Source organism: Mariniradius saccharolyticus AK6, assembly GCF_000330725.2.
Classification (GTDB): Bacteria; Bacteroidota; Bacteroidia; order Cytophagales; family Cyclobacteriaceae; genus Mariniradius; species Mariniradius saccharolyticus.
Genome location: NZ_AMZY02000011.1, coordinates 111,937 through 136,079, shown reverse-complemented (window position 1 = coordinate 136,079; position 24,143 = coordinate 111,937). Strand labels below are relative to the sequence as shown.

Annotated in this window: 26 protein-coding genes; 11 read left to right on the top strand and 15 right to left on the bottom strand. The window is 46.9% G+C overall.

From position 1 onward, the window contains the following. The first annotated feature begins 148 nt into the window (after window positions 1–148). Genes C943_RS12010 through C943_RS12000 form a run of 3 tightly spaced genes read left to right on the top strand, consistent with a single transcriptional unit; the run spans window position 149 to window position 2,644 of the window. Window positions 149–1,279, top strand: a complete 1,131-nt coding sequence (locus tag C943_RS12010; protein WP_008628049.1) for an amidohydrolase — start codon at window positions 149–151, stop codon at window positions 1,277–1,279. 2 nt (window positions 1,280–1,281) lie between these two features. After that, the gene (locus tag C943_RS12005; protein WP_157198524.1) at window positions 1,282–1,926 is read left to right on the top strand and encodes a TatD family hydrolase; all 645 of its coding nucleotides are present in this window, start codon (window positions 1,282–1,284) and stop codon (window positions 1,924–1,926) included. Beyond that, window positions 1,919–2,644, top strand: a complete 726-nt coding sequence (locus C943_RS12000) for a tRNA threonylcarbamoyladenosine dehydratase (RefSeq protein WP_008628046.1) — start codon at window positions 1,919–1,921, stop codon at window positions 2,642–2,644. Before C943_RS12005 ends, C943_RS12000 begins: the two co-directional genes overlap by 8 nt. A gap of 2 nt (window positions 2,645–2,646) precedes the next feature. Here the strand turns inward: C943_RS12000 and porT are convergent, their stop codons facing one another. Together porT and ubiE are read right to left on the bottom strand one after the other, a co-directional pair. Beyond that, window positions 2,647–3,429, bottom strand: coding sequence for a type IX secretion/gliding motility protein PorT/SprT (gene porT / locus C943_RS11995; RefSeq protein ID WP_040480485.1), 783 nt, complete (start codon window positions 3,427–3,429; stop codon window positions 2,647–2,649). Next, a complete protein-coding gene (ubiE, locus tag C943_RS11990) occupies window positions 3,378–4,100 on the bottom strand; it encodes a bifunctional demethylmenaquinone methyltransferase/2-methoxy-6-polyprenyl-1,4-benzoquinol methylase UbiE (RefSeq protein ID WP_008628040.1) in 723 nt (240 codons plus the stop codon). Before ubiE ends, porT begins: the two co-directional genes overlap by 52 nt. A gap of 154 nt (window positions 4,101–4,254) precedes the next feature. Here ubiE and yihA point away from each other — a divergent pair, with 154 nt between their 5' ends. The 3 genes from yihA to C943_RS11975 all read left to right on the top strand — a co-directional run bounded on the left by yihA (window position 4,255) and on the right by C943_RS11975 (window position 5,758). Continuing rightward, window positions 4,255–4,863: a ribosome biogenesis GTP-binding protein YihA/YsxC gene (gene yihA, locus C943_RS11985; protein ID WP_008628007.1), complete on the top strand. Its 609-nt coding sequence runs from the start codon at window positions 4,255–4,257 to the stop codon at window positions 4,861–4,863. A 55-nt stretch (window positions 4,864–4,918) separates the two neighbouring features. Continuing rightward, window positions 4,919–5,353, top strand: coding sequence for a DUF5606 family protein (locus C943_RS11980; RefSeq protein WP_008628005.1), 435 nt, complete (start codon window positions 4,919–4,921; stop codon window positions 5,351–5,353). A gap of 90 nt (window positions 5,354–5,443) precedes the next feature. Continuing rightward, window positions 5,444–5,758 carry a hypothetical protein gene (locus tag C943_RS11975; protein WP_040480484.1) on the top strand — a complete coding sequence of 105 codons (315 nt, stop codon included), beginning with the start codon at window positions 5,444–5,446 and terminating at the stop codon, window positions 5,756–5,758. Here the strand turns inward: C943_RS11975 and fbp are convergent. Then, window positions 5,752–6,807, bottom strand: coding sequence for a class 1 fructose-bisphosphatase (gene fbp / locus C943_RS11970; RefSeq protein WP_040480558.1), 1,056 nt, complete (start codon window positions 6,805–6,807; stop codon window positions 5,752–5,754). The genes C943_RS11975 and fbp overlap by 7 nt on opposite strands. A 57-nt stretch (window positions 6,808–6,864) precedes the next feature. Here fbp and C943_RS11965 point away from each other — a divergent pair, with 57 nt between their 5' ends. Then, complete coding sequence (locus C943_RS11965; RefSeq protein ID WP_008628002.1) at window positions 6,865–8,139, top strand: aspartate kinase; 1,275 nt, start codon at window positions 6,865–6,867, stop codon at window positions 8,137–8,139. On the opposite strand, the gene C943_RS11960 is transcribed toward C943_RS11965, so the two are convergent. Together C943_RS11960 and C943_RS21750 are read right to left on the bottom strand one after the other, a co-directional pair. Next, window positions 8,128–9,003, bottom strand: coding sequence for a fructosamine kinase family protein (locus tag C943_RS11960; RefSeq protein ID WP_008628001.1), 876 nt, complete (start codon window positions 9,001–9,003; stop codon window positions 8,128–8,130). The two genes, C943_RS11965 and C943_RS11960, sit on opposite strands and share 12 nt — an antisense overlap. Beyond that, window positions 8,996–9,481 (bottom strand): low molecular weight protein-tyrosine-phosphatase, encoded by a 486-nt coding sequence (locus C943_RS21750; protein WP_008628000.1) that lies wholly within the window; start codon window positions 9,479–9,481, stop codon window positions 8,996–8,998. The genes C943_RS11960 and C943_RS21750 overlap by 8 nt, the downstream gene beginning before the upstream one ends. Window positions 9,482–9,927: 446 nt before the next feature. Between C943_RS21750 and C943_RS11950 the strand changes: the two genes are divergently transcribed. Beyond that, window positions 9,928–10,761 carry a glycosyltransferase family 2 protein gene (locus C943_RS11950; RefSeq protein ID WP_234860464.1) on the top strand — a complete coding sequence of 278 codons (834 nt, stop codon included), beginning with the start codon at window positions 9,928–9,930 and terminating at the stop codon, window positions 10,759–10,761. A gap of 50 nt (window positions 10,762–10,811) precedes the next feature. On the opposite strand, the gene rsmI is transcribed toward C943_RS11950, so the two are convergent. From rsmI to C943_RS11900, 10 genes are all read right to left on the bottom strand, one after another. Beyond that, a complete protein-coding gene (rsmI, locus tag C943_RS11945) occupies window positions 10,812–11,540 on the bottom strand; it encodes a 16S rRNA (cytidine(1402)-2'-O)-methyltransferase (protein ID WP_008627996.1) in 729 nt (242 codons plus the stop codon). Beyond that, on the bottom strand, window positions 11,530–11,757 hold the full coding sequence (locus tag C943_RS11940; RefSeq protein WP_008627994.1) for a 4a-hydroxytetrahydrobiopterin dehydratase: 228 nt from the start codon (window positions 11,755–11,757) through the stop codon (window positions 11,530–11,532). Before C943_RS11940 ends, rsmI begins: the two co-directional genes overlap by 11 nt. A gap of 17 nt (window positions 11,758–11,774) precedes the next feature. After that, window positions 11,775–12,041, bottom strand: a complete 267-nt coding sequence (locus tag C943_RS11935) for a DUF493 family protein (RefSeq protein WP_008627987.1) — start codon at window positions 12,039–12,041, stop codon at window positions 11,775–11,777. A gap of 153 nt (window positions 12,042–12,194) precedes the next feature. Further along, the gene (locus C943_RS11930) at window positions 12,195–14,306 is read right to left on the bottom strand and encodes a peptidylprolyl isomerase (protein WP_008627983.1); all 2,112 of its coding nucleotides are present in this window, start codon (window positions 14,304–14,306) and stop codon (window positions 12,195–12,197) included. A 73-nt stretch (window positions 14,307–14,379) separates the two neighbouring features. After that, window positions 14,380–15,675: a hemolysin family protein gene (locus tag C943_RS11925; RefSeq protein ID WP_008627982.1), complete on the bottom strand. Its 1,296-nt coding sequence runs from the start codon at window positions 15,673–15,675 to the stop codon at window positions 14,380–14,382. Beyond that, on the bottom strand, window positions 15,675–15,893 hold the full coding sequence (locus C943_RS11920) for a hypothetical protein (RefSeq protein ID WP_008627981.1): 219 nt from the start codon (window positions 15,891–15,893) through the stop codon (window positions 15,675–15,677). Before C943_RS11920 ends, C943_RS11925 begins: the two co-directional genes overlap by 1 nt. 5 nt (window positions 15,894–15,898) lie before the next feature. After that, complete coding sequence (gene lptC, locus C943_RS11915; protein WP_008627979.1) at window positions 15,899–16,426, bottom strand: LPS export ABC transporter periplasmic protein LptC; 528 nt, start codon at window positions 16,424–16,426, stop codon at window positions 15,899–15,901. A gap of 110 nt (window positions 16,427–16,536) precedes the next feature. Then, window positions 16,537–17,835: a tetratricopeptide repeat protein gene (locus C943_RS11910; protein ID WP_008627977.1), complete on the bottom strand. Its 1,299-nt coding sequence runs from the start codon at window positions 17,833–17,835 to the stop codon at window positions 16,537–16,539. A gap of 11 nt (window positions 17,836–17,846) precedes the next feature. Then, window positions 17,847–19,127, bottom strand: a complete 1,281-nt coding sequence (bamG, locus tag C943_RS11905) for a BamG family beta-barrel-assembly machinery protein (protein WP_008627975.1) — start codon at window positions 19,125–19,127, stop codon at window positions 17,847–17,849. Further along, window positions 19,111–19,836, bottom strand: a complete 726-nt coding sequence (locus C943_RS11900; RefSeq protein ID WP_008627973.1) for a type III pantothenate kinase — start codon at window positions 19,834–19,836, stop codon at window positions 19,111–19,113. Before C943_RS11900 ends, bamG begins: the two co-directional genes overlap by 17 nt. 123 nt (window positions 19,837–19,959) lie before the next feature. Between C943_RS11900 and C943_RS11895 the strand changes: the two genes are divergently transcribed. The 3 genes from C943_RS11895 to C943_RS11885 all read left to right on the top strand — a co-directional run bounded on the left by C943_RS11895 (window position 19,960) and on the right by C943_RS11885 (window position 24,017). Continuing rightward, window positions 19,960–21,039 (top strand): anhydro-N-acetylmuramic acid kinase, encoded by a 1,080-nt coding sequence (locus C943_RS11895; RefSeq protein ID WP_040480473.1) that lies wholly within the window; start codon window positions 19,960–19,962, stop codon window positions 21,037–21,039. A 58-nt stretch (window positions 21,040–21,097) separates the two neighbouring features. Continuing rightward, complete coding sequence (locus C943_RS11890) at window positions 21,098–22,324, top strand: Glu/Leu/Phe/Val dehydrogenase dimerization domain-containing protein (RefSeq protein ID WP_008627970.1); 1,227 nt, start codon at window positions 21,098–21,100, stop codon at window positions 22,322–22,324. Between the two features lie 196 nt (window positions 22,325–22,520). Then, window positions 22,521–24,017: a sodium:proton antiporter gene (locus C943_RS11885; RefSeq protein WP_008627969.1), complete on the top strand. Its 1,497-nt coding sequence runs from the start codon at window positions 22,521–22,523 to the stop codon at window positions 24,015–24,017. The last annotated feature ends 126 nt before the right edge of the window (window positions 24,018–24,143 follow it).

The window sequence follows — 24,143 nt, the reverse complement described above, 5'->3', positions numbered from 1 at the left end:
AGGCTTGCCTGACCTCTTTACAGCTTGAAAGCCAGTTTTTTGCCTTTGGAAGAAATACGATTGAAGTTGGTCGGCCAAAAACCCATTTTTTCCTGAATTGAATCTTATTGGATTAATTTTGCCAAAATCCCAAATCTCCATGCCAGTTATGCCGCGTTCCCTTTCCCAATTGATTGCCCTCCGGCAGGAACTCCACCGCTTCCCGGAATTGTCCGGCGAGGAGTCAGCAACCGCCCAACGGATAAGTGCATTTTTTGCTCAAATGTCTTACACGAAACTCATCCCGAAATTGGGAGGAACGGGACTTGCCTTTGTTTGGGAAGGGGAAAAGGAAGGGCCGACGACCTTGTTCCGCTGTGAATTGGACGGTTTGCCCATCTTGGAGAAAGGCGAGGTTCCATACAGAAGCGAAATGGTCGGCAAATCCCACGTTTGCGGACATGATGGGCACATGGCAATCTTGTCTGGATTGGGCCTTTACCTGGACCAGAGTCCGCCGATGCGGGGAAAAGTGGTGCTGCTTTTCCAACCAGCCGAGGAGACCGGTGATGGGGCAAGGGCTGTTTTGGCGGATCCGAGATTCGCGGAAATAAGACCCGATTATGCCTTTGCACTCCACAATCTTCCGGGCTTTCCCCTCCACCAAATCGTCGCCAAGCCAGGAAGTTTTGCGGCTTCCTCGGTCGGGATGAGTATTTTCCTGCACGGGCGCAATGCCCACTCGGCGCATCCTGAAGCTGGCAACAGTCCCGCCCAAGCCATGGCTGAAATCATTAAAATGTTGGAAAAGCTGCCAAAGGATTTTGAAGATTTTACCCTGGTGACGGTTATCCATGCCGAATTGGGTCAAATTGCCTTTGGAACCACGCCGGGCGAGGCGGTAGTTCGGGCAACGATGCGGGCATTTGACAATGCGGTGAAGGCAAGGCTTGTTGCGGTGGCGGAAATGAAGTCTTCTGAAATTGCCGGAAAATACGGGCTGGGGATAGAGTTTAGGTACCAAGAGGATTTTGCCGCGAGCCATAACCATCCCGAGGGATTTGAAATCCTCAGGCAGGTAGCCGAGGATTTGAATTTGGACTTGAAGGAAGTGGCCGTTCCCTTCCGTTGGTCTGAGGATTTTGGATTATTCTCGGATTACGCGAAGTCGATGTTGTTTGGCTTGGGTTCTGGTTTGGAACAGCCCCAATTGCATGAGCCGAATTTTGATTTTCCGGATCAGTTGATTCCCACGGGTATTTCCATTTTTTTCAAAATCATCCAAAAACTGAACCATTGAAGATGATCGATTTACCTGATTTTCATACCCACACCCCGGGGAAGTCCTTGGGTATACTGAATTTGGGAATACCGGAAAGCCCATCGACGGGGATCTATTCCATGGGTTTGCATCCTTGGTATTTAAATGGAAATTGGGAGAAAGCGCTTGAGATATTGACCAAAAAACTCGAGGATCCGCGCATCGTTGCCGTCGGGGAATGCGGCTTTGACGGGATCAGAGGTCCGGGATTGGCGATTCAAAAAGCTGCCTTTGAAGCACAGGCTGCTTTGGCAAAATCCCTAGGTTTGCCCATCATCCTGCATTGTGTCAAAGGGCTTCATCTTTTGCAGGAATTCCTGAAAAAGCATTCCCAGCCCATCATTTGGCATGGATTCAATCTTCATCCGGATGCCGGAAAAAGTCTCCTCGGCCAACCGGTGTATTTTTCTTTTGGCAAGCATATCCTCGTCGCAGGTACCCAGGCCCAAGCCTGGCTCAAAATCTGTCCACTGGACAAAGTATTTTTCGAGACGGATGATTCAGGCCTTCCGATTGAAACCATATATCGGCAGGCTTCCTTAATTTTGGGCCTTCCAATCGAGCGGCTACGGGAAGTCGCATTGGGAAATTGGAACAGGATTTCAAGTCGAAAAATACATGGATGAATTTGCTTGGCTGTCGCGGACGGAATTGATTGTCGGTCGTGCGGGATTGGAGAAATTGGCCAAAAAACACGTGCTTGTCGTAGGCATGGGTGGCGTGGGTTCGTTTGCCGCGGAGTTTATATGCCGGGCAGGCATCGGCGAAATGACCATCATCGATGGCGATATCGTTGACATCAGCAACTGCAACCGACAGCTTCCTGCGACCCAAAAAAATGTGGGTCAGGCCAAAGTCGAATGGATGGAAGAACGCCTCCTCAGCATCAATCCAAACCTCAAGATCCATGTCATCCGGGAGTTTCTTATGCCCCATGATATGACAGCACTGTTGGCTGAAAACCACTATGACTTTGTCGTCGATTGCATTGACAGCTTCACGCCTAAGTTGCACCTGATCGATGGGGCACTCAAGCGGGGATTTCCTTTGGTGAGTTCGATGGGCGCGGGTGGCAAAGTAGACCCCACGCAAATCAAGATCGGCGATATATCCGAAACGTACCATTGCAGGTTTGCCAAGATGGTGCGCAAGCGCCTGAAAAAAAAGCAGATTTCGAAGGGATTCAAAGCGGTGTTTTCCTCTGAACTTGTGATCCGGGAAAGCCTGATGATGACTGATGGGCGTAATTTCAAAAAATCAGCTTATGGTACAATGTCATTCTTGCCCGCTGCATTCGGCTGTGCCTGTGCATCGGTGGTCGTCAATGACCTATTGGCAAGTTGATATTACTGAAAGTGGAGGTACAAGGTGATGGATTTGCGCCGCATTTCTGAAATTGCATCACGGAAAGCAGGATTGGTAGCCTCGGCCCTGTACATATTCAGCAGGCCATGGGAAAAGCGTACTTCTGGGGAGAATTTGAAATATTTGAAATAAAAGTCAAAACCCAGACCCAAATCGACGGTAACGTCTCGGCCCAAAGTGGCGATGTCCTCGATATCGGCTTCCTCCTGTTCTTTGGTTCGGAACATGTAGGAACCCCCTCCAGTGAAGAACATGCGGGTATTATTGAAGCGTTGTGCTTTGTATTTGAATAGCAGGGGGAATTCGACCATGGTGGCCTCGTTGACGTAGGTTTCGGTGTTGCGCAGAAAGTTATTCTCACCATTTCCTGGCTGGGAGACTGAAAATGTGTTCACATCGGTTCGAAACTCGTAAAAGCCTACTTTCGGCGTGAAGAGGATGTTTGCCTGGTCGTGCAGGCGGAAGGTCACTAAGAATCCCAAGGAAAAGCCAGCGGTGTAGACCGGGACGATGCTTTGGATATCCCTTAGCTCTGTATTGTTGGGGTCCAAAAAGGCGTCTGAATATTTCAATCGCCAGTAGTTGGTATGCGTCGCCAGAAAAAACCCATAGGAAACCAACTTGTCGTCCTGTCCCGCCTTGCTGATTTCCCCATACCTTGCCTGCCCCAACGTCGGGACGGTCAAAAGCAGGGTGAACAGGAGGACAAGGCTTATTTTTGCCCGATATAGATGGAACTGATGCCGAAAGTGAGCGGTTTGCATTGCGTGTTTTTAAAGCCGACTTTTTTCAATACTGCCAGGAAATCTTCTCCATCCGGGAAAGCTTGGACGGATTCGGGTAGGTAAGTATAGGCCGCATTGTCTTTGGAGACAATCTTCCCGATTTGAGGCAGAATATATTTGAAATAAAAGTTATATCCTTGCTTCATCGGGAATTTTTTGGGCTTGGAAAACTCCACGATTACCGTCTTTCCTCCAGGCTTGAGCACCCGGTACATATCCCTGAGTCCTTTTTCCAGATTTTCAAAATTCCTGACACCGAAGGAAACGATCACGGCATCAAATTTATTATCCTCAAAAAGCAACCTTTCCGAATCTCCTGTCTGCAGCTCGATTCGGTCGTCGAGTTTTCGCTTTTTGAGTTTTTTCCTTCCCTCAGCAAGCATGCCTTCCGAGATGTCCACACCGATGATTTTGTCGGGATTGAGGGCCAAGGCCTCAATGGCAAAATCCCCCGTCCCAGTCGCAATGTCCAATATAAGCTTGGGCTTGTCGGCAGCGAGCATTTTGACTGCTTTCTTCCGCCAGGTAATGTCGATGCCCAAACTTAGAAAGTGGTTCAAAAAATCATACTTTTTGCTGATGTTGTTGAACATCTCGGCTACTTGTTCCTTTTTGCCTTCCTGCTTGTCTTTGTAGGGTACTACTGCCATGAATCTTTGAAAATGAAGCACAATATTACTGAAGAAACCCGAGCAATCTAAAATTGTTGGCGATTATGGCAAATCACAAGGATTTCTTTGGGACTGGGGCCGAAGGGGGATTTCTGGCCAAAAGCCGTACCTTTGGACCTCAAACAAAAGTGCCATGATCAAGAAAGCCATTTTTTCCGTCAGCAACTCCGATTATACCAAATGCCCTAAAACGGATAAACCCGAGATCGCATTCATCGGCAGATCAAATGTCGGCAAGAGTTCCCTGATCAATATGCTGGCGGGTGTCAAGGACCTCGCCAAGACATCCGGCAAGCCAGGCAAGACCCAGCTCATCAACCATTTTGAAATAGATGGCAGGTGGTACATGGTCGATTTGCCTGGGTACGGCTATGCGGTCGTCAGCAAGTCAACAAAGTCATCTTGGGAAAAGATGATCCGAGGTTATCTGACCAACCGCGACAATCTAATTGCCGTGATGGTCTTGATCGACAGCAGGCTGGAGCCGCAGAAGATTGATTTGGAGTTTATCACTTGGTGTGGTGAACATGATGTTCCCTTTGTCTTGGCTTTTACCAAAGCAGATAAGCTCGGGTTGGAAAAAACCAAGGTCAGCATTCAAAGATTTCTGGATGCGGCAAAGGAGATTTTCGGGGAAGAACCCCAGTATTTTATTACGTCCGCCAACAAAAGAGAAGGAAAGGAAGAGCTGATTAAGTTTTTCGAGGCCGAAATATCAGAATATTATGAGGCACTTGGCTGATTCTTGGGCATTCGACGGGATGTCTTATATTTGCAGGCCTTAACCAACAAGAAACATGAAATTCAACGAAATAGCCACCATTTCAGGCAAGCCTGGTCTTTACAGAGTACTAAAACCCTCACGCGGAGGGGCAATTTTGGAATCTTTGGACGAAAAGAAGACAAAGCTTGTAGTTGGTGCCAACCATCGGGTTTCCATTTTGGCAGAAATCTCCATTTACACCATGACCGAAGAGGGCGCAACCCCGCTGTACGACGTGATGAAGAAAGTCCATGAGGAATTCAACGGAGACCCCGGACTGGACGCCAATGCTGATGCGGAGGAGCTGAGGGCTTTTCTGAAGCATGTTTTGCCTGACTTTGACCAGGAAAAGGTGTATCCTTCCGATATCAAGAAATTGGTGGCATGGTATAAAATCATCAGCTCCCATGCACCTGAGGCATTTGCGGAGTCGAAGGAAGAAGCAAGCGAGGAAACGGCGGCTGAATAAAAGCTTTGCAAAAGAAAGCCCCCAAGGTTATTGGAATCTTGGGGGCTTATTCATTTCGATTACATCAGGGTCGTAAGCGCATTGTACACCATGGAAAATGAGAACCGGGAGTTGTTGAAAGAAGCCGCAGGTCTGATTTCCTCTGATCTCCAAACGCCGATTTCCATGCAGGACTGGGATGAAGAAGCGCTTGTCCGGTACCTTACCCCGCTGGTCCGCGGCATGTTGGATCGGGATTTCAACAGGTTTCTCCAAATCTGCTATCGGATAGACCTCGGGGAGAAAAAGCTCAAAACCATCCTTGCCGAAGCCCCACCTGAGACACTCGCCGAAACACTTGCCCGGGAATTGGTGGCACGCCAGGTACAAAAGATACTCCTGAGGAGGAAGTACTCGGGTCACTGAACCAAGACTCCTTTTCTAGCTACTGTCGTGGCATTTTTCTTTAGGAAATTCCCCGCTTCATCTACCATGTTTTTCGAGCCGATAAAGAGCGGTGTTCTTTGGTGCAGCGCTGTTGGTTGAATGTCCAATATCCGGCCGTGTCCATCCGTAGCTTTTCCGCCTGCTTGCTCTGCGATAAAGGAAAGCGCATTGGCTTCGTAAAGCAACCTCAACTTGCCATTGGGGGACTTTTGTGTCGCGGGATAAATATAAATTCCCCCTTTCAACAAGTTTCTATGAAAATCCGCTACGAGTGATCCAATGTACCGCGCGCTGTAGAATTTCGCCTTGCAGTGTTCTATATACTCTTGCAATCCAGCTTCAAATTGGTAATAGCTTCCCTCATTGACGCTGTAGATATTTCCGTCGGAAGGAGCGACCATGTTTTGGTGGGAAAGAAAAAACTCTCCCAAGGACGGCTCGTAGGTGAAGCCGTTGACACCGTGGCCCGTGGTGTAGACCAGCATCGTGGAGGAGCCATACAGTACATATCCTGCTGCAACTTGTTGATTGCCGGGCTGCATGATATCTTCGGGTTGAATGGGGCTACCGATGGGTGTCACGCGTCTGTAGATGGAGAAAATGGTCCCGATCGAGATGTTCACGTCGATGTTGGAGGAGCCGTCGAGGGGATCAATTGCCACGACATACTTTCCGGAGCCATTTTGCAAGTCGATCACTTCGTCGTCTTCTTCCGATACGATCGCACAGACTTCTCCGCCTTTTGTCAGGGCTCTGGTGAATCGGATATTGGCAATGACGTCCAATTTTTGTTGCTCCTCTCCTTGGACGTTGGTTTGACCAAATGCACCACCGATATTTGCCAATCCGGCGCGGTTTGTTTCCCGGTTGACGATCTTTGCTGCAAGCGCGATGTCCCTCAACAACTGGGAGAGTTCACCGGATGCGAACTGGAACTCCTCCTGTTTCAGCTTGATGAATCTGTCCAAAGTGGTGCCCACTGGATAGGCAAGCGACGAGGTGTTGGGTGAATAAAGTTTTGTTTTCATAAAATTGGAAAAATACAATATTTGGGTTTATATAGGGAAAATTACAAATAATTTCGGATGTCAAAAATTTTTGTTTTCAAATTTGGAGGTGCCTCTGTAAAAGATGCTGCATCCATTCAAAACCTTCGCAACATTTTGCACAATCGATTGCGAAATCCAACCGTCATCGTCGTGTCAGCCATGGGGAAAACGACAAATGCCTTGGAAGAAATCCTCGGGCTGAAACTAGCAGGAGCGGATTTTTCTTTGAAAAGTACAACGTTGAAGAACTATCACTTGGGGATATGTGCCGGGCTTTTTGACAAGGAGCACAGGGTTTTTTCGGTCGTCGAGAATTACTTCTCACAGCTCGAGCGATTCCTACATAAGAAGCTCAGCAAGGAAAACTACGACGAGTATTATGATCAGGTGGTATCGTTTGGAGAACTCATATCCTCCCGGATCGTGCAGGAATACCTTTGCGAGTCGGGGATTTTTTGCGTTTGGCAGGATGCCAGGGAAGTGGTCATGACCAATGAAGACTATCGATTTGCGAAGATCCATTGGGAAAAGACTGCCCAACTTTGCCAAAAGATACTCAGGCCGATCTTGGAACAATACCCAATCGTGACACAGGGATTTATCGGAAGTGAACCTGGCGGAAAGACCACTACCTTGGGTCGCGAAGGCTCAGACTTCACGGCGGCGATATTGGCTTCCGGTCTGAAAGCGGCTTCCGTGACGATCTGGAAGGACGTAGACGGGGTATTGAACGCTGATCCCAAGCGATTTCCAAACACCGTCAAGTTTGACGAACTGGATTACCGCGAGGCTGCCGAACTTACATATTATGGTGCGTCGGTCATCCATCCCAAGACCATCAAGCCGCTCGCCAACATGGGCATTCCGCTGTTTGTGAAGTCATTTATCCATCCTGAGGGAAGTGGAACCAAGATACACCAAGTGGATAGGGCCAATACCGTTCCCTGTATCGTCGTCAAGGATTCCCAAATCCTCGTCAGCTTCAAAGTCACTGATTTTACTTTCATCAATGAAGCCCACATCCATCAAGTGTATTCTGAATTGGAGCGGCTCAAACTGCGTGTCAACCTACTTCAGACTTCTGCGATCAGCATTTCGATCGTTATCGACAAGGAGCTTTTCAAATTGGAAAAACTTATCGCGGCACTGACCAAGGACTTTGAAATCAGGTACAATGAAGGCTTGCAATTGATCACAGTCAAAAACCATCAACCCGAAATCATGGCAGAATTGGTGGCTGGAAAGGAGGTCTTGCTGGAGCAAATTACCAGGACTACTTTTCAGATCGTGGTAAAACCTTCAGCCAACTAGGTATTTGACGGTCTTTTCGATCGGAGGCAGGTAGCTTGTTCCAAACAATAGCAGGTGAACCAAAAGTGGATACAGGTTATAGACCGCTTCCCTTTCTTCAAATCCCGGTTCGAGGGGAAACACCTCATCGTAGCGATTGTAGAATCGCTCGGAGAATCCCCCAAAAAGCTTGCTGAATGCGATGTCCATTTCACGGTGGCCGAAATACACAGCCGGGTCTATCAGCGCAGGGTTGCCCTTTGCATCTGTCATCACATTACCCGACCATAGGTCGCCGTGAATCAAAGCTGGTTTTTCTTTTGGGAAAATTCCCTGCAACTTTGGGTAGATCGACTGAAATTTTCTTAAGAAAGGCGCATCAATCATGCCCTTGTAAAAGGCCTTTCCGACGAGCGGTTCCAATCTGTTGGAAATAAAAAAACCGCGCCAATCCTCTTGAATTGAATTGATCTGTGGCAATGAAGCGATGTAATTGTCTTCCTGTAGCCCAAACTGTTTTTGGGTAGCCATGTGCAACTCGGCCAAGCCCTCGCCCAGGTTTTCCCAATACAAATCCGCATTGCGACCAGACTCAACCCATTCCATCAGCAGGAAGTTTTGATCCTGCTCCCTGCCAAAAGCGATTACTTCCGGAACGGTGAGAGAGGTATTGGATTTTAACAGCCGTAGTCCCTCCGCCTCTCTGAGGAAAATATCAGCGGATGGCTCAAAATTTGTTTTAAGAAAAAATCTCCCCGACGAGGTGCCCACAAATATGCCTTGATTGATATTCCCAGCCGCAATCAGTCTGAGGTTTACACCACCCGAAACATCTCCTAGGCATTTTGAAAGGATTTTGTCGATCAAATCCTGTTGCTCAAACATAGATATTATGCTCGCTTTTGAGGTGCTCCATGAAGTGGTCGATGGATTCATCCAATATTCGGAAAACATCGTCGAAACTATCGTCACCTCCGTAGTAGGGATCGGGGACTTCCAATTGATCGGGGTTTGGGTGGAACTCCCGCATGAGGTACACGCGTTGATTTCCTTTGCCAAATCGGTTTACGAGTGTATTGATGTTGCGCTTGTTGGAATGATCCATCGCAATGATGTAGTGGAACTCCCGAATGTCCACCCGATTGATTTGACGGGCGCGGTGATTGATCGGGATATTGTTGCGTCCTGCACAGGCAATGGTACGTTCGTCAGGAAGTTCACCGATATGGTAATCGGACGTGCCGCAGCTGTCACAGGTGAATTTTCCATGCAGGCCTTGGGAATGAACCTTGTGGTTAAAAATCGCCTCAGCCAATGGAGAACGACAAATATTTCCTAGGCAAACAAACAATACTTTTACCATACAACGGGCTTATCTTAAAGGTCTGATAAAGATACAATTTAGCAACTTTTTGTATATGTGTAAGGCTTGGAGGGTGCAAGCAATTGATTGATAGGAAAAAATAGAAATATTATTTTGAACTAGCCATAGTTGAAGGGAAGAATTCCTCAAAAATCCGAGAATCAGTCACTTTTTGAAGAGAAAAGAACATTTCCTGAACTTCTAACCAAACAATGTTCTGAAATTTTTTTTCTGCAAATTTCGCATCAAATGGAGGGATAGATAAAGTGGAGATTTTTGAACTTTTAAGTTTCGGCTTTTAGGCTTTCTCCTTTCATTATCCTGCATGACATTTTAGTTTCTCCATGCCCACTGGAGTTTGCATTTTATTTTGGAGACTTTAAGCGGTACCTTTGACGATCCAAACAATGATGCGGGCCATGCAGGATTCGACTTCGACAAAACCCTTGAAAAAAATCGCAGCCATCACCATGGCGCGCAATGATGATTTCTTTCTCACGCGTTGGATTGGCTATTATGGCCGGGAATTGGGCGAGGAGAATATCTTTATCTACCTGGACGGAGAGGATCAACCTATTCCGAATAATGCGGGAAAATCCAATGTCATCCACGAAAAGCGGGTGGTCGAACATGTCATTTCGGCCGAAAAACGCCGATTGGGCTTTTTGTCAACCGTTGCGAAATCACTTTTGGAGCAGTATGATATCATCATTGGTGTGGATGCGGATGAATTCCTTGTCGTGGACCCCAAACTCGGTAAAAGCCTTCGGGAATACCTCAGCGAAATCGAAATCAATCCCTCTGTATCCGGGCTTGGGATGGATGTGGGACAGCACCTTGATTTGGAGAAGACGCTCGACAAGAGTGCTCCATTTTTGACTCAGCGGTCCTATGCCTACCTGTCCTCCCGCTACACAAAGCCCTCCGTCATTTCGCAGCCAGTCAATTGGGGTTCTGGGTTCCATCGGGTAAAAGGCCGCAATTTCAAAATTGATCCAAATCTCTACCTTTTTCATTTTGGTTCGGTGGATTACAAGATGATTCAAGACAGATTCCTCGACAAAGACCGGATGGCGACGGGACGTGCCGGGCATATAAAAAAGCGCGCTAAAACGATCGATATCGTCACTCAATCGAAACCAAAGACTGAAGAAAAATGGCTGGCAATCGCCAGGAGAATGCAGACCTTCCTGCGGCCGGTGTATGCCTGGAACAAGCCTACGATGGCGAAATTAAAATGGGTAGTCAAGATTCCGGACCGGTTCAGAGGAATTGTTTGATTAGTCCGAAGCTGGGAAAAAGTCTTTTTATAATCCCGAGGCGATTTTAATCAGTCCTCTTCCTCCCGACTACGGCCGGTTTTTCCTCTTCCCTCGACTACAAGTACGATTTCGCCCTTGATGGGGTGATGTTGATAGTATTCCACCAATTCGTCGAGTGTGCCCCGGACGTTTTCTTCAAACATTTTGCTCAGTTCACGCGAAACGCTCGCCATCCTGCTGGGGCCAAATACTTCCGCAAACTGCTCCAAGGTTTTCATCAGTCTGTGGGGCGATTCATAAAAAACCATCGTGCGCGATTCGGTGGACAGTTCCTCCAAGCGTGTTTTTCTGCCTTTCTTGTGGGGCAAGAATCCTTCGAATGTGAATCGGTCATTTGGCAGTCCCGAGTTGACCAAGGCAGGGACAAAGGCGGTTGGACCTGGGAGGCAATTGACTTCCAATCCAGCTTCCTTGGCCGCTCTCACGAGCAGGAAGCCGGGGTCGGATATGCCCGGCGTACCTGCATCACTGACCAAGGCAATTACCTCGCCCTTCTTCATCCTGTCGACAAGTTTTTCCACTGTCTTGTGCTCGTTGAAGATATGGTAGGATTGCAGCGGCTTATTGATTTCAAGGTGCTTGAGTAGCATTCCGCTGGTCCGGGTGTCTTCCGCAAGTATCACGTCGACGGACTTGAGCGTCTCAATCGCTCGCAAGGTGATGTCCTTCAGATTGCCTATCGGCGTCGGAACGAGGTAAAGGCTTACGTTTTTTTCCTCACTCATTTCAAATAGCATCAATGGCTGCCGCCAATTTGTGGTCCTTTTCGGTCACAACGTTTCCTGCGTCATGGGTGGTGAGTTCTATCGTGACGGTATTGTACACGTTGCTCCAATTGGGATGGTGGTCGTGTTTTTCAGCCAAGAATGCGACTCTTGTCATAAAGGCAAATGCCTCTTGGAAATCCTTGAAGCGAAAGGTCTTTTTGAGCCTATTGTTTTCCTCCGTCCACATGGTTCAAGTTGGTTTTGTTAGAGTGAAATGACACCTTCTACCTCGGCGGCTTTGTCATACACTGCCAAAATCGCATCACTACTTGGCATCATGGCCCTGATTGTCGCCGACACGTAGGTTCCGTTGGATGAAGTTTTGAGGGTCATTTTGTTGTTGGGCAAAATCGCACCAATCTCGTTTTCTTTTCCACTAGGTACGATGAACTTGAACATATAGAGGGTGGGAAAAGAAGTTTGAGCTTCCAGTTTTTCCTTAAAGGCTGTTCTGTTGAAGGTATCTTTCATAGTCTGCAAATTTAAGGGTTAACAACCTTGAAAGAAAAATAAATCCCGAGCAACGTCTTTGGCTCTCTTTTCCTGAATTTACTGGGAATTGAAGAAAGAAAAAAACCCGAGGAATGCTCCACGGGTTCTTGCTTATTCAGTGTTTTCCGGATTTTAGAAGAATTTGTACCTGTAGTCTTTTACATCGGCCAATTCCTCCAAAGCCATCATGATCATGTAGGCGGTCCGTTGTGATGTGTTCAGGGTCAATTGTCTTTGATAGCTGCTATAGTCTGCTATTTCGCCTGCAGGAGTCAGGGTGTTGAGTTTGATAACGATAATTCCAACGTCCTCATGGATTGGCTTGCTGATATCGCCTGGGTTTTTCAAGCCAAAGGCTGCACCGATTGCTCTTGGAGCAAATCCAACGCCCGGCAATACGGAGGCATTCAGTCTCAAGTCAGGGCTTTTGTCCAAAGAGGATTCATTTGGAAACACAGCCTGCATCTCTTCCAAAGAAGCCTTGCCGTTGATTTTTTCCTTAATTATTTCTGCTTTCTTATCGTTTCGGACTTGTACCAAAACCTGTGCACGCACTTGGTCCAAAGTTGCCGTACCTTCTTCGTAGCGCGTCTTCAGCGTAGCAACGATGTAGGCATTGTCCAATTCAAATACAGGTGACACTGAGCCTTCAGAGGCATCATTGAATGCCCAACGGATCACTTCCCGCGCATTTTGGAGGTTGTTGAGGTTTCTGGCAAAAGCGTCTACATTGTTTGCTTGGATGATACGCAAGCCATCTTTTTCTGCGTTTGCTGTAAACTCACCAGCATTTCCTGTATTTGCTGCAAAGGAATCGGCTCTTCTGAACACGTCGTTGCGGGTGGCATCACTCGGACCCAACTCCAACTCGATGGTAGCGATCTTGTAGGAAGTGGTTTTAGGCAATTCGGTGATGCTGATGATGTGGTAACCATACTCTGTTTCTACCAGCCTATTGATCAATCCGGTGGATTTGGCTGCGAATGCTGCTTCGGCGAATGGTTCTACGAAATCAGCTTTCGCAAACCATCCCAAATCTCCGCCTCTTTGGGCTGTACCATCTTGTCCGTATTGGGCCGCCGCAGTCGCAAAGTTCAACCCATCTTGAATTTCTTTCAGCACCTTCTCGGCATTTTGCCTTACTTCCGCTTTGGCATCGTCGCTCAAACCCTGTGCGCTGAAGAGGATGTGTGCCGCTCTCATCCGTGGGGTCCCGTCAAATTTGGAAGTAACCTTGTGGCTGATATAGGTAGAGCGGTTGGTCAAGAAAGGACCGTAGGTTTCGCCGACCACGATGTTGTCGACATTGCTGGTCAAGGTAGCAGGAAGGTCTTCACCTGGGCCATAGGTCATAAATGGACCATTACCCTGTGAGTTTCTGATCGCAAAGGCAGAATCAGAAGCCGTGTTGCGAAGCTCCTCAGTCAATTTGGTGATTTCAGCGATCACCGCAGCAGAGTCTTCGCCGCTTGGAAGCAGATCGAAGGAAATGTATTCGAGGTCGGCCGCGTTTTTGACTTTGAACTTGTCCTTGTTCTTGGTAATGTAGGCTTTCAACTCATCGTCTGAAACCTTCACCGCCGTGTCGGAGATGGCGTAGAATGGAATGAACAAATGGTCCACATCCGCTACGCTATTGGCCATTTTGTGCTCGAGCTTGCCTTCTTTGGAAGTGGAATATTCAGAAGTTGATAGCAAGTTGTCATATTTGATCCTCAACCTGGCATTGGCAAAGGTTTTTTCCTGCTGTTCCCAAAACGCAACTTGTTCGGGGCTGGCTGTCTCCAATGACTGTAAGAAGCTGATCAACTGCGCCCTGTCAAACTCGCCAGTTTGTGGGTTGGTGAGTTGCTGACGAAGCTCGGCGACGATGTTTTTTCCTTGCACCATATCTACCAATTCAGGGTCGGATACAGTTAGTCCAAGTGCTTCATACTGTTTTGCAAAAACTTTGTCCACGATCAAGGCCTGCCAGGCTTGCTCGCGGATGCTATACATATCTGCTTCGGAAGGAGTTCTTCCGGTACTTTGTTGAAAGGAAAGCTTGATCTGTTCGATCTTTTGGATGTATTCTTCATAGGACACATCTTCACCTGCAATCTCCCCTACGTAATTCCTGCTGTTCCCCAAAAGGGTCGAGTTTGGACTCAAAATATCCCCTCCTACGAGGAAGAATATCAAGCCAACTGCGATTACACCGATTGCAAGACCTGTTCTCTGTCTGATTTTTTTAATTAAAGCCATTCGCCTTTTTTTTAAAGTGCCGCAAAATAATTCAATCTCCCCGTAAATTCAAAATAAAACCGCTGTCAATAAATTACTTAATGGGTTCACCGTCACCGTGGATTTTGAGCCTGAGTGTCTCAATCCGGTGCTCGAGTTTTGAGATGACAGTAAAAGTGTAGGAACCATAGGTGATGGATTCTCCTTTTTGGGGGATGTCTTCCGTGAGGGAAAGTATGAAACCAGAGAGGGTCTCAAAATCGCCATAAGGAAGAGACCAGCCGTATTTTTCGTTCAAATAATCGATCTCATGTCGGGCGCTCAAGAGATACTCGTGGTCCGAAATCTTCTGCTCGATCAGGTCGTCGCTGTCATATTCATCCTGGATTTCGCCGAATATTTCCTCAATGATATCTTCCATACTGACGATGCCCGATGTACCGCCAAACTCGTCCACCACCAAAGCCAAGCTCTTTCTTTCTTTGATAAATTGTATCAAGAGCTCATTGGCTAATGCCGATTCGGGTACAATGATAATGGGTGTGAGAATGTCAGCGATCTTTTTTGGCTTTTTGAATAGTTCAAGTTGGTGGCAATAGCCGACTACATTATCGATGCTTTCGCTGAAAACGATGATCTTGGTATGGCCACTTTCTGCAAATACCTGCTTGAGGTCGTCCATCGTATCATCGATTTCCACTGCTACAATATCTGTCCTTGGCACCATGCATTCACGGACTCGGATGGTCTTAAACTCGACCGCATTATCAAATATCCGCGTGTCCATATCGACTTTTACATCTTTCCCGCTGTGCCGCAGATTGTTTTGGATAAAACTGTTCAAGTCAGTGATCTTAAAAACCGGCTTGTCCTCGCTGTAATCATATCCCAATACCTTTGTGATAAAGAATCTACTTAGACCCACAACCAACCATACAATCGGGTACATGATCGTATAAATCACTTGAAAAGGCAGCGAGAAAGCCGACAGCAGGCTGTTTGGATTGAGCATGAAAATACTTTTTGGCAAAAACTCGGCAGTCACCAGAACCAAAATAGTCGACAAGAATGTCTGCAATAGCATCACTGAAGCCTGATTGTTCAGGCCAGGAAGGTACGATTGCAGCCAAGACTGTATCCACGGCTCAAGCAGGTTTGCCATAAAGATGCCGTAGACGACAAGGGCGATGGTATTGCCAATCAGGGTTGTGCCCAAAACCTGCCCGGTTTGCTTCACCATCCGAGAGAGGATTTTTCCTGATAGTAGACCTTGTTTGTTTTGCAGCTCGATTTGAAGGCGGTTGGCGGAGATATAGGCCATTTCCATTCCCGAAAAGAAAGCCGAGAAAATCAAGGTAATGACCACATAAATAAGGTATTGGCTTTCCATTATTTCCTTTTTTTGGTTTTGGGTAGCGCAGGCTTCTTAATGTCGCCGGTAGTCTCTTGCCCTGTGTTGTTTTTCCGATATTTATACCAAAATAGCAAAGCTACCGCCAACATAAAAATGGGGTAGGAAAAGGTGATGCCGCCCACTATAGTCTGATGTGTGCCCACGATTACCAGGGCAGCAGACAAAGAAAGCAAAAGAATATCCGTCAGTTTCATATTTGCTACAATCCTTCCCCGGGTAGTATCGTGCGGCTGTTGGTCACTTTGTACATTTTGTATTCGTTGAAACCCTCATCGGCCTCCATTCCCGTGCCGTTGAACACGGTTTCCTTCTCACGCACGGTTACGAATTTCTCAGTATAGATCTTTTTGGCATTGGGATCCCAAAATACCTCCTCTGATGCGAGACTTTGGTCTTTTTCAAAGTTTTCGACACGCACGTCACCTTCTCCCCTGTATAGGTTGGCATTCCGATCAAAATAGCCGCGATCCGCCCGCATGGTGGTCGTCGTATTTCCTTCTTTGTCAAAAAACTCAATCTCGATGCCCTCGGGAAACTCGATGTTGCCATTTTCGAATTCCATCTGCTTTTTGGCCTTCAGGTGCGTACGTACGATCGTGGAGTCGCTATGCACGAGGTCGATGTTATACGCCACGCTGACAGGTCCGGTGTATTTTTCCAAGAGACTCACGTCCACGGTCTCCCTGCAGCCAAACAGCGTCAGCGAAAACAGAATTAACAGGATCAATTTTGAATGTGATTTGATCATTGCGCTGCAAAGATACCAAAGTAGGGATTGCTATGAAAAAAGAAAGGCAGCGTTAGCGGCTGCCTTTCCATTAAATCAATCATTCAAGCTTAGTCCCTGGTTGCCAATGTGACTGTTTCTCCAATCCAGCATCCTGTGTTGATGGTTTCACCGGCCATCTTACCTTCGGTAAACAATTCCTCTTTGGACGGGAAGCGTGCACGTGCGTCACGCATGCCTTCGGAATTTCCTGCCTTTTGGAATGCATTGTAAGCAGCGATATAGACAGAGGAGTCTTTGGCGCGGCTTTCACCACCTTTGCAGTCATTGAAGGACATCATGTAAAGCTGACCGATCAGAGTATACGCCTCGGATACCCTTGATGGATCTAATTTTGCGGCTTCTTGCGCTGCCGAACGTGCAGCGGATTTCCTGCCTGCCTGTCCATGTACCCTAGCAAGGTCCATATGTATTTCAGCCTTTTGGGCGTCATTTTCAGCTAATGTAAGCGCTTTTTCCAACACAGGCTGAGCTTTATCATACTCCCTAGCTTGCATGTAGCGCATCGCCCTCACTTGAGAAGTAGCGAAAGTTGGATTGGCATTGTCGATCACTTCCAAAGCGCTCAAGAACGCAGGAAGTTGAAGACATTTGTACTGTACAGAATATTTGAAGATCTGCTGTGCCACCACCATGTTGGTTGGGTCAGCTGCCAATCTTGGGCCCAAGGTTTTCTCGATAAAGTCACAGTTGATCAACTCCATGGCTACCAAAAGGGCTTCCACGTTTGATTTTGGAGTCGTTACGTCCTTTCCTTGTGCTTCTGCTTCATCCAGAAGTTTGGATATTTTGCTGTGGATATCAAGTACTTGCTCGGCGGTATAAGCCTTGTTGAGCAGGTAATGTCTCCTTACCAAGTCAAAATAAGCAGCAGTATAAGCTGGGTTGATGCTTCCGTTTACTTCGAACGCCCGATCATAGTATCCAATTGCTTCGGCAAGCTTGGTCTTGTCTTCGCGGAAATACTGGTATCCATAATAAGCTTTATTCTCGATCCACTTGGGCTCGTTGTCGTAGTTGGCCTTCCTCAACTCGTACACTTTCATGACAGAATCTTGATAGACCCTTTTTTGAGCAGCGTCTGTAGTTTTTCCTGCCGCACCATGGTAGATGGTTACACCGTTGATATAGATGGACTCATTGAGTTTGGGCACATTCACCAAAAGCCAATGCAAAGGCTTGGTGGCCTCGACAAACTGCTCTGACTTCATGTAATCCACATAGGCAGCATTGTATTCCCTTGCCTTCGCTTCCAAGGCTGGATCGCTAGGGAAGTTGAACTCCTGTGCCTGAACGGTGCCTACCATGGCTAGGGCCATCAGCCCTACAAGTGCGTGTTTCAGTTTCATAGTTATTAGTGTTAATCAAATACTCGTTTATAGAACCAAGTGTTATCATTCAAGGAAAATCCAAGGCTGAATCCAAAGAAATCTTCCTGAAGCAGACCATTCTCCGTTGTCCCTCTCCTTCCGACTTTGAATGCAAAATTGAGAAGAGAAAGACTGTTTACAGGAACCGAAGCTCCAAAATTGATGCCAATGTCATTGATACTCGTTTCGTTGACTACGTAGGGAGTCTGTTGGTAAAATACTCCAAAACGGAAAGTTGACCTTTTGAAGATATTTTCCACTGAGGTATAGTCCGGTACGATTTGTCCGCCAAAAGCCACCCTGATATTCTCTTTAAGGGAACTGGTATTTCCCTCAAAGGTTCGGTATTGTGTAAAATCCTGTCTTTGAGCCTCTAGGCCTAGTACAAATTTATTGATTTTCTCGTAACTAATACCGAAGCCAATATTTTGCGGCACGTAGACCGAGCCTTTCACATTATTGCTCAAGATATCCCCATCCGTATTGGGCCTGCTAGCTTGACCAAATTCGGCAAGCTTCGCAAAATCTTTTCCATTAATATTTCCAAAAGCATTATAAATGGCTCCAAGATGGATATTGCTTCTTTTTCCCGCTTTAAAGAAATAATACACGCCGGTTTTGAAGGATACGTCGCTGACGGTAAACCGCTGGTAGTATTCCGTGCTTATGCCTGTCGGGGCGCCGTTATTGATCAGTGAGAGTTGATTGGTCCTTATGGTGGAGCCAAAAAGGTAGGAGCCGTGCAAGCCGATGCTCAGGTTTTTTGCCACCTCAAGACCACCCGATAGGTAGGCCTCAGACACGCCACCTTCTCCATCGATTCTATTGATGAAATTGTAGTCAGAATTGGTCACATCCCCATTCACCACAATACTGTAGTTGACCGAAGTGATCTGATTGAGGCCAAGGCCGAGTGAGCTTTTGCCCGATTTGATGGGAAGAGACATTGCAGCGTAGGAAAGTCCTCCACCATCCACCGTTGTACTGCCACTGGTAGAAGAAACTCCCAGCCTGTTGTAGTTAAAAGCTGCTTGGAAATTGAAAATCGTGTTGCGGGTGCTGAGTGCCGGATTCATGTAGTTGACACCCCATCCAGTACCGAAACTGATGCCCAAGCCTCCCATGGCCTGGTTTTGGGTAAGACCCGCATAATTGAATTCACCGATACCCAATGAGGTATAGGTGGAAGCACTTGATTGTGAAAAAGCCTCTGAAAATATGATAAAGGCACCTAGGGTGCCCAGCAATCTCAACCTATTGGTAATGGACATTGTAGCTTAATATTCGATTCAGCCCATAGAGGACCAAATTGGGGATTACAAATATGTGGTCTTTTGTCAAGCTTTCAAAGATTTTAGAGTCACCGCCACAAATTATGACTTTCAAATCCGGGTATTTGGCCCTGTAAGCCTCGATCATGCCCTGTATTTCATAGTGAATCCCAAAATAAACACCGCTTTGCATGCAGGATTCTGTGCTATCCCCAATCAGCTCCGGCTGTTGTTTTTCTGGCATCCCGACCAAAGGCAGGCGTGCGGTCTGCTGATGCATCGCGCGGAACCTCATTTGCAGCCCAGGGCTTATTCCTCCACCCAAATATTGGTCTTGCCTATCCAGCAAATCATAGGTAATGCAGCTTCCCAAATCGATTGCCAAAACGTCGTCTTTGGGGAATTTACACCGTGCACCCATGACGGCGGCCTTTCTGTCCACTCCCAATGTATGCGGCGTGGCATATAAATTCTTGAATGGGATTTTCGTTTCTCGGCTTAGAAATAGGAAATTGAAGGGCAATTTCTCCTTCAAATCAGCCTCCGAAAGGGTTACCGAACTGATGATACAGGCTTCGAAATCAACGCTTTCCGAAAACTCAGCGATATCGTGGATGTCAATAAATAACTTTTCCTCCACGAATGCCTCATCTTCAAAAACCGCTGTTTTGATCCGGGTATTGCCGATATCTACGATTAGTCTTTTCACCTTACAATTATTCCTAAAAAAGCCGGATATGTTGTGTCAGCGAAGTTACAGAAATTAGGTCCGCACCGATTTTGATTAAAATAAAATTAACTTTAGCAAAGAATTTTTAACATCATTTAACCCATGGAGCAGACGATATACTATAAAATGATTGGGCTGATGTCGGGCACCTCCGGCGACGGCTTGGATATAGCTTATTGTGAATTTGAGAAGAAAGAAACTTGGGCATATGCCATTCAAACCGCCGAAACAGTTCCTTTTCCAAAGAAATTGGGCAAGAAACTGAAAAAAGCCCATACGCTCAATGGATTGAAACTGACCAAGCTCGATGTGGACTTTGGGCGGTGGATGGGTGAACAGGTCAAAGAATTTGTCAGCAGGCATGGACTGGAACCCGAAGCGGTAGCCTCTCACGGACACACTGTGTTCCACCAACCCCAAAACGGAATCTCCCTCCAAATCGGTAACGGATGGTCGCTGCGGCAGGCTTGCGGCCTCACGGTCATCAATGACTTCAGGATGCTCGATGTCCAATTGGGTGGGCAAGGTGCGCCTTTGGTCCCGATCGGCGATCAATTGTTGTTTGGTTCCTATGACTATTGCATCAATCTTGGTGGCATTGCCAATATCAGTATGGACCGCGGCGGGAAAAGACTGGCCTTTGACGTGTGTTTTTTTAATCTTTTGCTCAATCACTTTGCAGAGGCCTGTGGCAAACCTTATGACAAGGACGGGAAGTTGGCGGCAAAAGGAAAGGTACTAAAAAGGGTACTGAAGCAATTGAATAAGTTGCCTTATTATAATATAGAAGGAGCGAAATCGCTCGGTCGGGAAGATTTGGATGCTTATCTCAAGATACTCGAATGGTCAGAAGCCCATAAGCCTGCCAATATACTGCATACGTTGGTAGTGCATTTTGCCCAACAACTCCAGCGGGTTTTGGAGCCCATGGAAGGCCGGCAGACATCGGTCCTGATCACCGGTGGTGGTGCCAAAAACCTGTTTTTTATCGAAAAGCTGAAAGAATCAATTGGGCCGGAGTTCGTCATTGTGCCCGCGGGTGACATGCTTGTGGATTTCAAAGAGGCGCTTGTGTTTGCTTTTTTGGGCGTTTTGCGGCTGAGGGGCGAAACAAATACCCTTGCTTCGGTTACAGGTGCTTCCCGGGACAATTGTGGTGGAGTAATCTTTAACGAAGCCTAGCGGGGTTTTCCAGCCGAAGAATATTTCTATTTTTGCCGGCGATAAACCCAAAATAGAGATGAAAGATTTATTGAAAAAATTTGAAAACAAGCAGCCGGAGATTGTTTTTGAATGGAGTGACAACGAGTCCGAGGCAGAAGGCTGGGTTGTGATCAATTCCCTTCGCGGCGGAGCGGCAGGTGGAGGCACTCGGATGCGTAAAGGCTTGGACAAGCGGGAGGTAGAAAGTCTCGCGAAAACCATGGAGGTGAAGTTCACAGTATCCGGTCCTGCAATCGGTGGAGCGAAGTCGGGGATCAATTTTGACCCACGGGATCCTAGAAAACCAGAAGTGCTCAAACGTTGGTACAAAGCCGTGATGCCGCTATTGAAAAACTACTACGGCACCGGTGGCGACCTCAATGTGGACGAAATCCATGAAGTGATACCCATCACAGAAGATTATGGGCTTTGGCACCCGCAAGAGGGCATCGTCAACGGACATTTTCATGCCAGCGAGCCAGAAAAGATCAGGAAGATTGGCCAATTGAGACAAGGAGTTTCAAAGGTTTTGGAGGATCCACATTACACACCTAACGGTCCAAAGAAATATACTGTAGCAGATATGATCACCGGCTTTGGCGTCGCTGAGGCTGTTCGTCATTATTATCACATTTGGGGAGGAAAAATCGCGGGCAAGAGGGCAATTATCCAAGGCTGGGGAAATGTGGGTGCAGCAGCAGCGTGTTTCCTTACTGTAGAGGGGGTCAAAATCGTAGGGATCATCGACCGGGTTGGAGGGTTGATTAAGGAGGATGGATTTACGCTGGACGAGATCAGGGAATTGTTTTTGAACCGGGAGGGGAATACACTCGTGTCCGATTACCTTATTCCATTTGAAGAAATGCAAGAACGCGTTTGGGATTTGTCCGCTGAAATATTCATTCCCGCGGCCGCGTCAAGGCTATTGACCCAAAACCAAGTGGAAAGAATGGTACGGTCCGGACTCGAGGTAATCAGCTGCGGCGCCAACGTCCCCTTTGCGGATTCAGCGATATTTTTGGGACCCATTGGCGAGTGGGTCGACGATCGAATTTCGGTGTTGCCGGATTTCATTGCCAATTGCGGTATGGCCCGCGTGTTTGCGTATCTGATGTCAGAAAAGGCGTCGGTTACGGACCAAGCTATTTTTTCTGACGTGAGCAAGACAATTTCGAAGGCCCTGAAAAATGTCCACCAAAAGAATCCAACCAAGACTAGGATTGCACAAACTGCACTGGAGATCGCCTTGAAACAGTTGGTATAAACATTTTACCAATCATCAGCCAAGAGGGGTGACATTTAAATTAATTCCTCTTGGCGCTAGGTCTTCATATAGTCTGTTTCATTCAAAATAGGTAGTTTAGCGGAAATAAAGTCCAATTTTGTATATTGGATTGTTGATTTTGAGTGGTGTTTTTTTCAAACCAGCATTGTTGAAAAAATTTGCTAAACTGACCTGAATGAAGAATCTATTCGCTGTTTTTGTATTGGTTTGTGGAGTTATCCTTTTGTTGGGAATCTCTACTGCCTATTCCCAAACAGACCTATCCGTACAGCAAGATACAATCGAACAGAATGACCACGATCAGCATGCGGCTGAGGCGCCTGATGTACATGAAGGTCACCACGGCGCTGCACCGGTTTGGCTAGTAATTCCCTTTGTGGCTTTGTTGTTGATGATAGCCACAGGTCCGCTTTTTTACGAACATTTCTGGCACCACAATTATCCCAAAATCGCTGTAGGCCTCGCCATTTTGGTGGTGTTCTATTACCTTTTTGCATTGCACAATGTGCACGGACCAGTACATGCATTGGCGGAATATATTCAGTTTATCGCGTTGTTGGCCTCTTTGTTTATTGCCTCTGGTGGGATTTTGATTGAGATTGATAAAAAGGCGACGCCAATCGCCAACGTATCGCTACTCGTGATTGGAGCCTTGGTGTCAAACCTCATTGGAACCACAGGGGCATCGATGCTGCTAATTCGTCCGTTTATTCGACTCAACAAAGGCAATATCCAGGCATACCATATTATTTTCTTCATATTTATGGTAAGCAATATCGGTGGCTCATTGACCCCAATCGGCGATCCGCCTCTGTTTTTGGGCTTCTTGAAGGGCGTACCATTCTTTTGGACATTTACCCATAATTTTCCAGCTTGGCTGTTAGCACTGGTTGCTTTGGCGGTCATTTTTTATGTCATTGATCGCAAGTTCGGAAGTGTCAACGAGGATGATTTGGAGGATGTCGTTTACACGAACAAATTCGAGATGAAAGGCTCAAGGAATTTCTTTTGGCTATTGATCATCATCCTCTCCGTTTTCTTGGATCCAAACGTATTGGATTGGGTGCCAGCAATACATTATGATGGACAGAAGTTCTCCTTCATTCGTGAAATAATCATGTTCTCAGTTGCCTTCTTCAGCTTTAGGTTTGCGGATAAAGCGGCACTCAAAGGCAACGAGTTCAATTTTGAGCCGATCCGAGAAGTTGCATTTATATTTATCGGAATCTTCGGTACGATGATGCCGGCATTGGAACTGGTGGGAAACTTTGCCAAATCTCCCGAAGGATCGGCTTTGATCACACACAACACTCTTTATTGGGGTACTGGAGCACTGTCAGGGGTCTTGGACAACGCGCCAACCTATCTCAATTTCCTAGCCGCGGCAATGGCGTCTCAGGGTGCTGAGATTAGCAATATCCAAATGGTGCGGGATTTCGCGATGGACAAGTATGATGACTCTGCTTTTGAACTCATGGCAATCTCTGTCGCGTCAGTGTTCTTTGGGGCGATGACCTATATCGGAAACGGGCCAAACTTCATGGTGAAATCCATCGCAGAACAAAGCGGGATCAAGATGCCGTCGTTTTTCGGATATGTGATCCGGTTTTCGGTGCCGATTCTTTTGCCAATACTCTTCCTAGTATGGTTGGTTTTCTTCGCGTTTGTGTGATAAGGAGTACGAGTCAACACTAAAAAATTCAAAAACCCCGAAAATCACTTCCGGGGTTTTTGTTTGAAAGCCAATCAGAGGCAAGCTTGATTTTGATTTTTTTTCGTCTGAATTCAAGTAGAATGA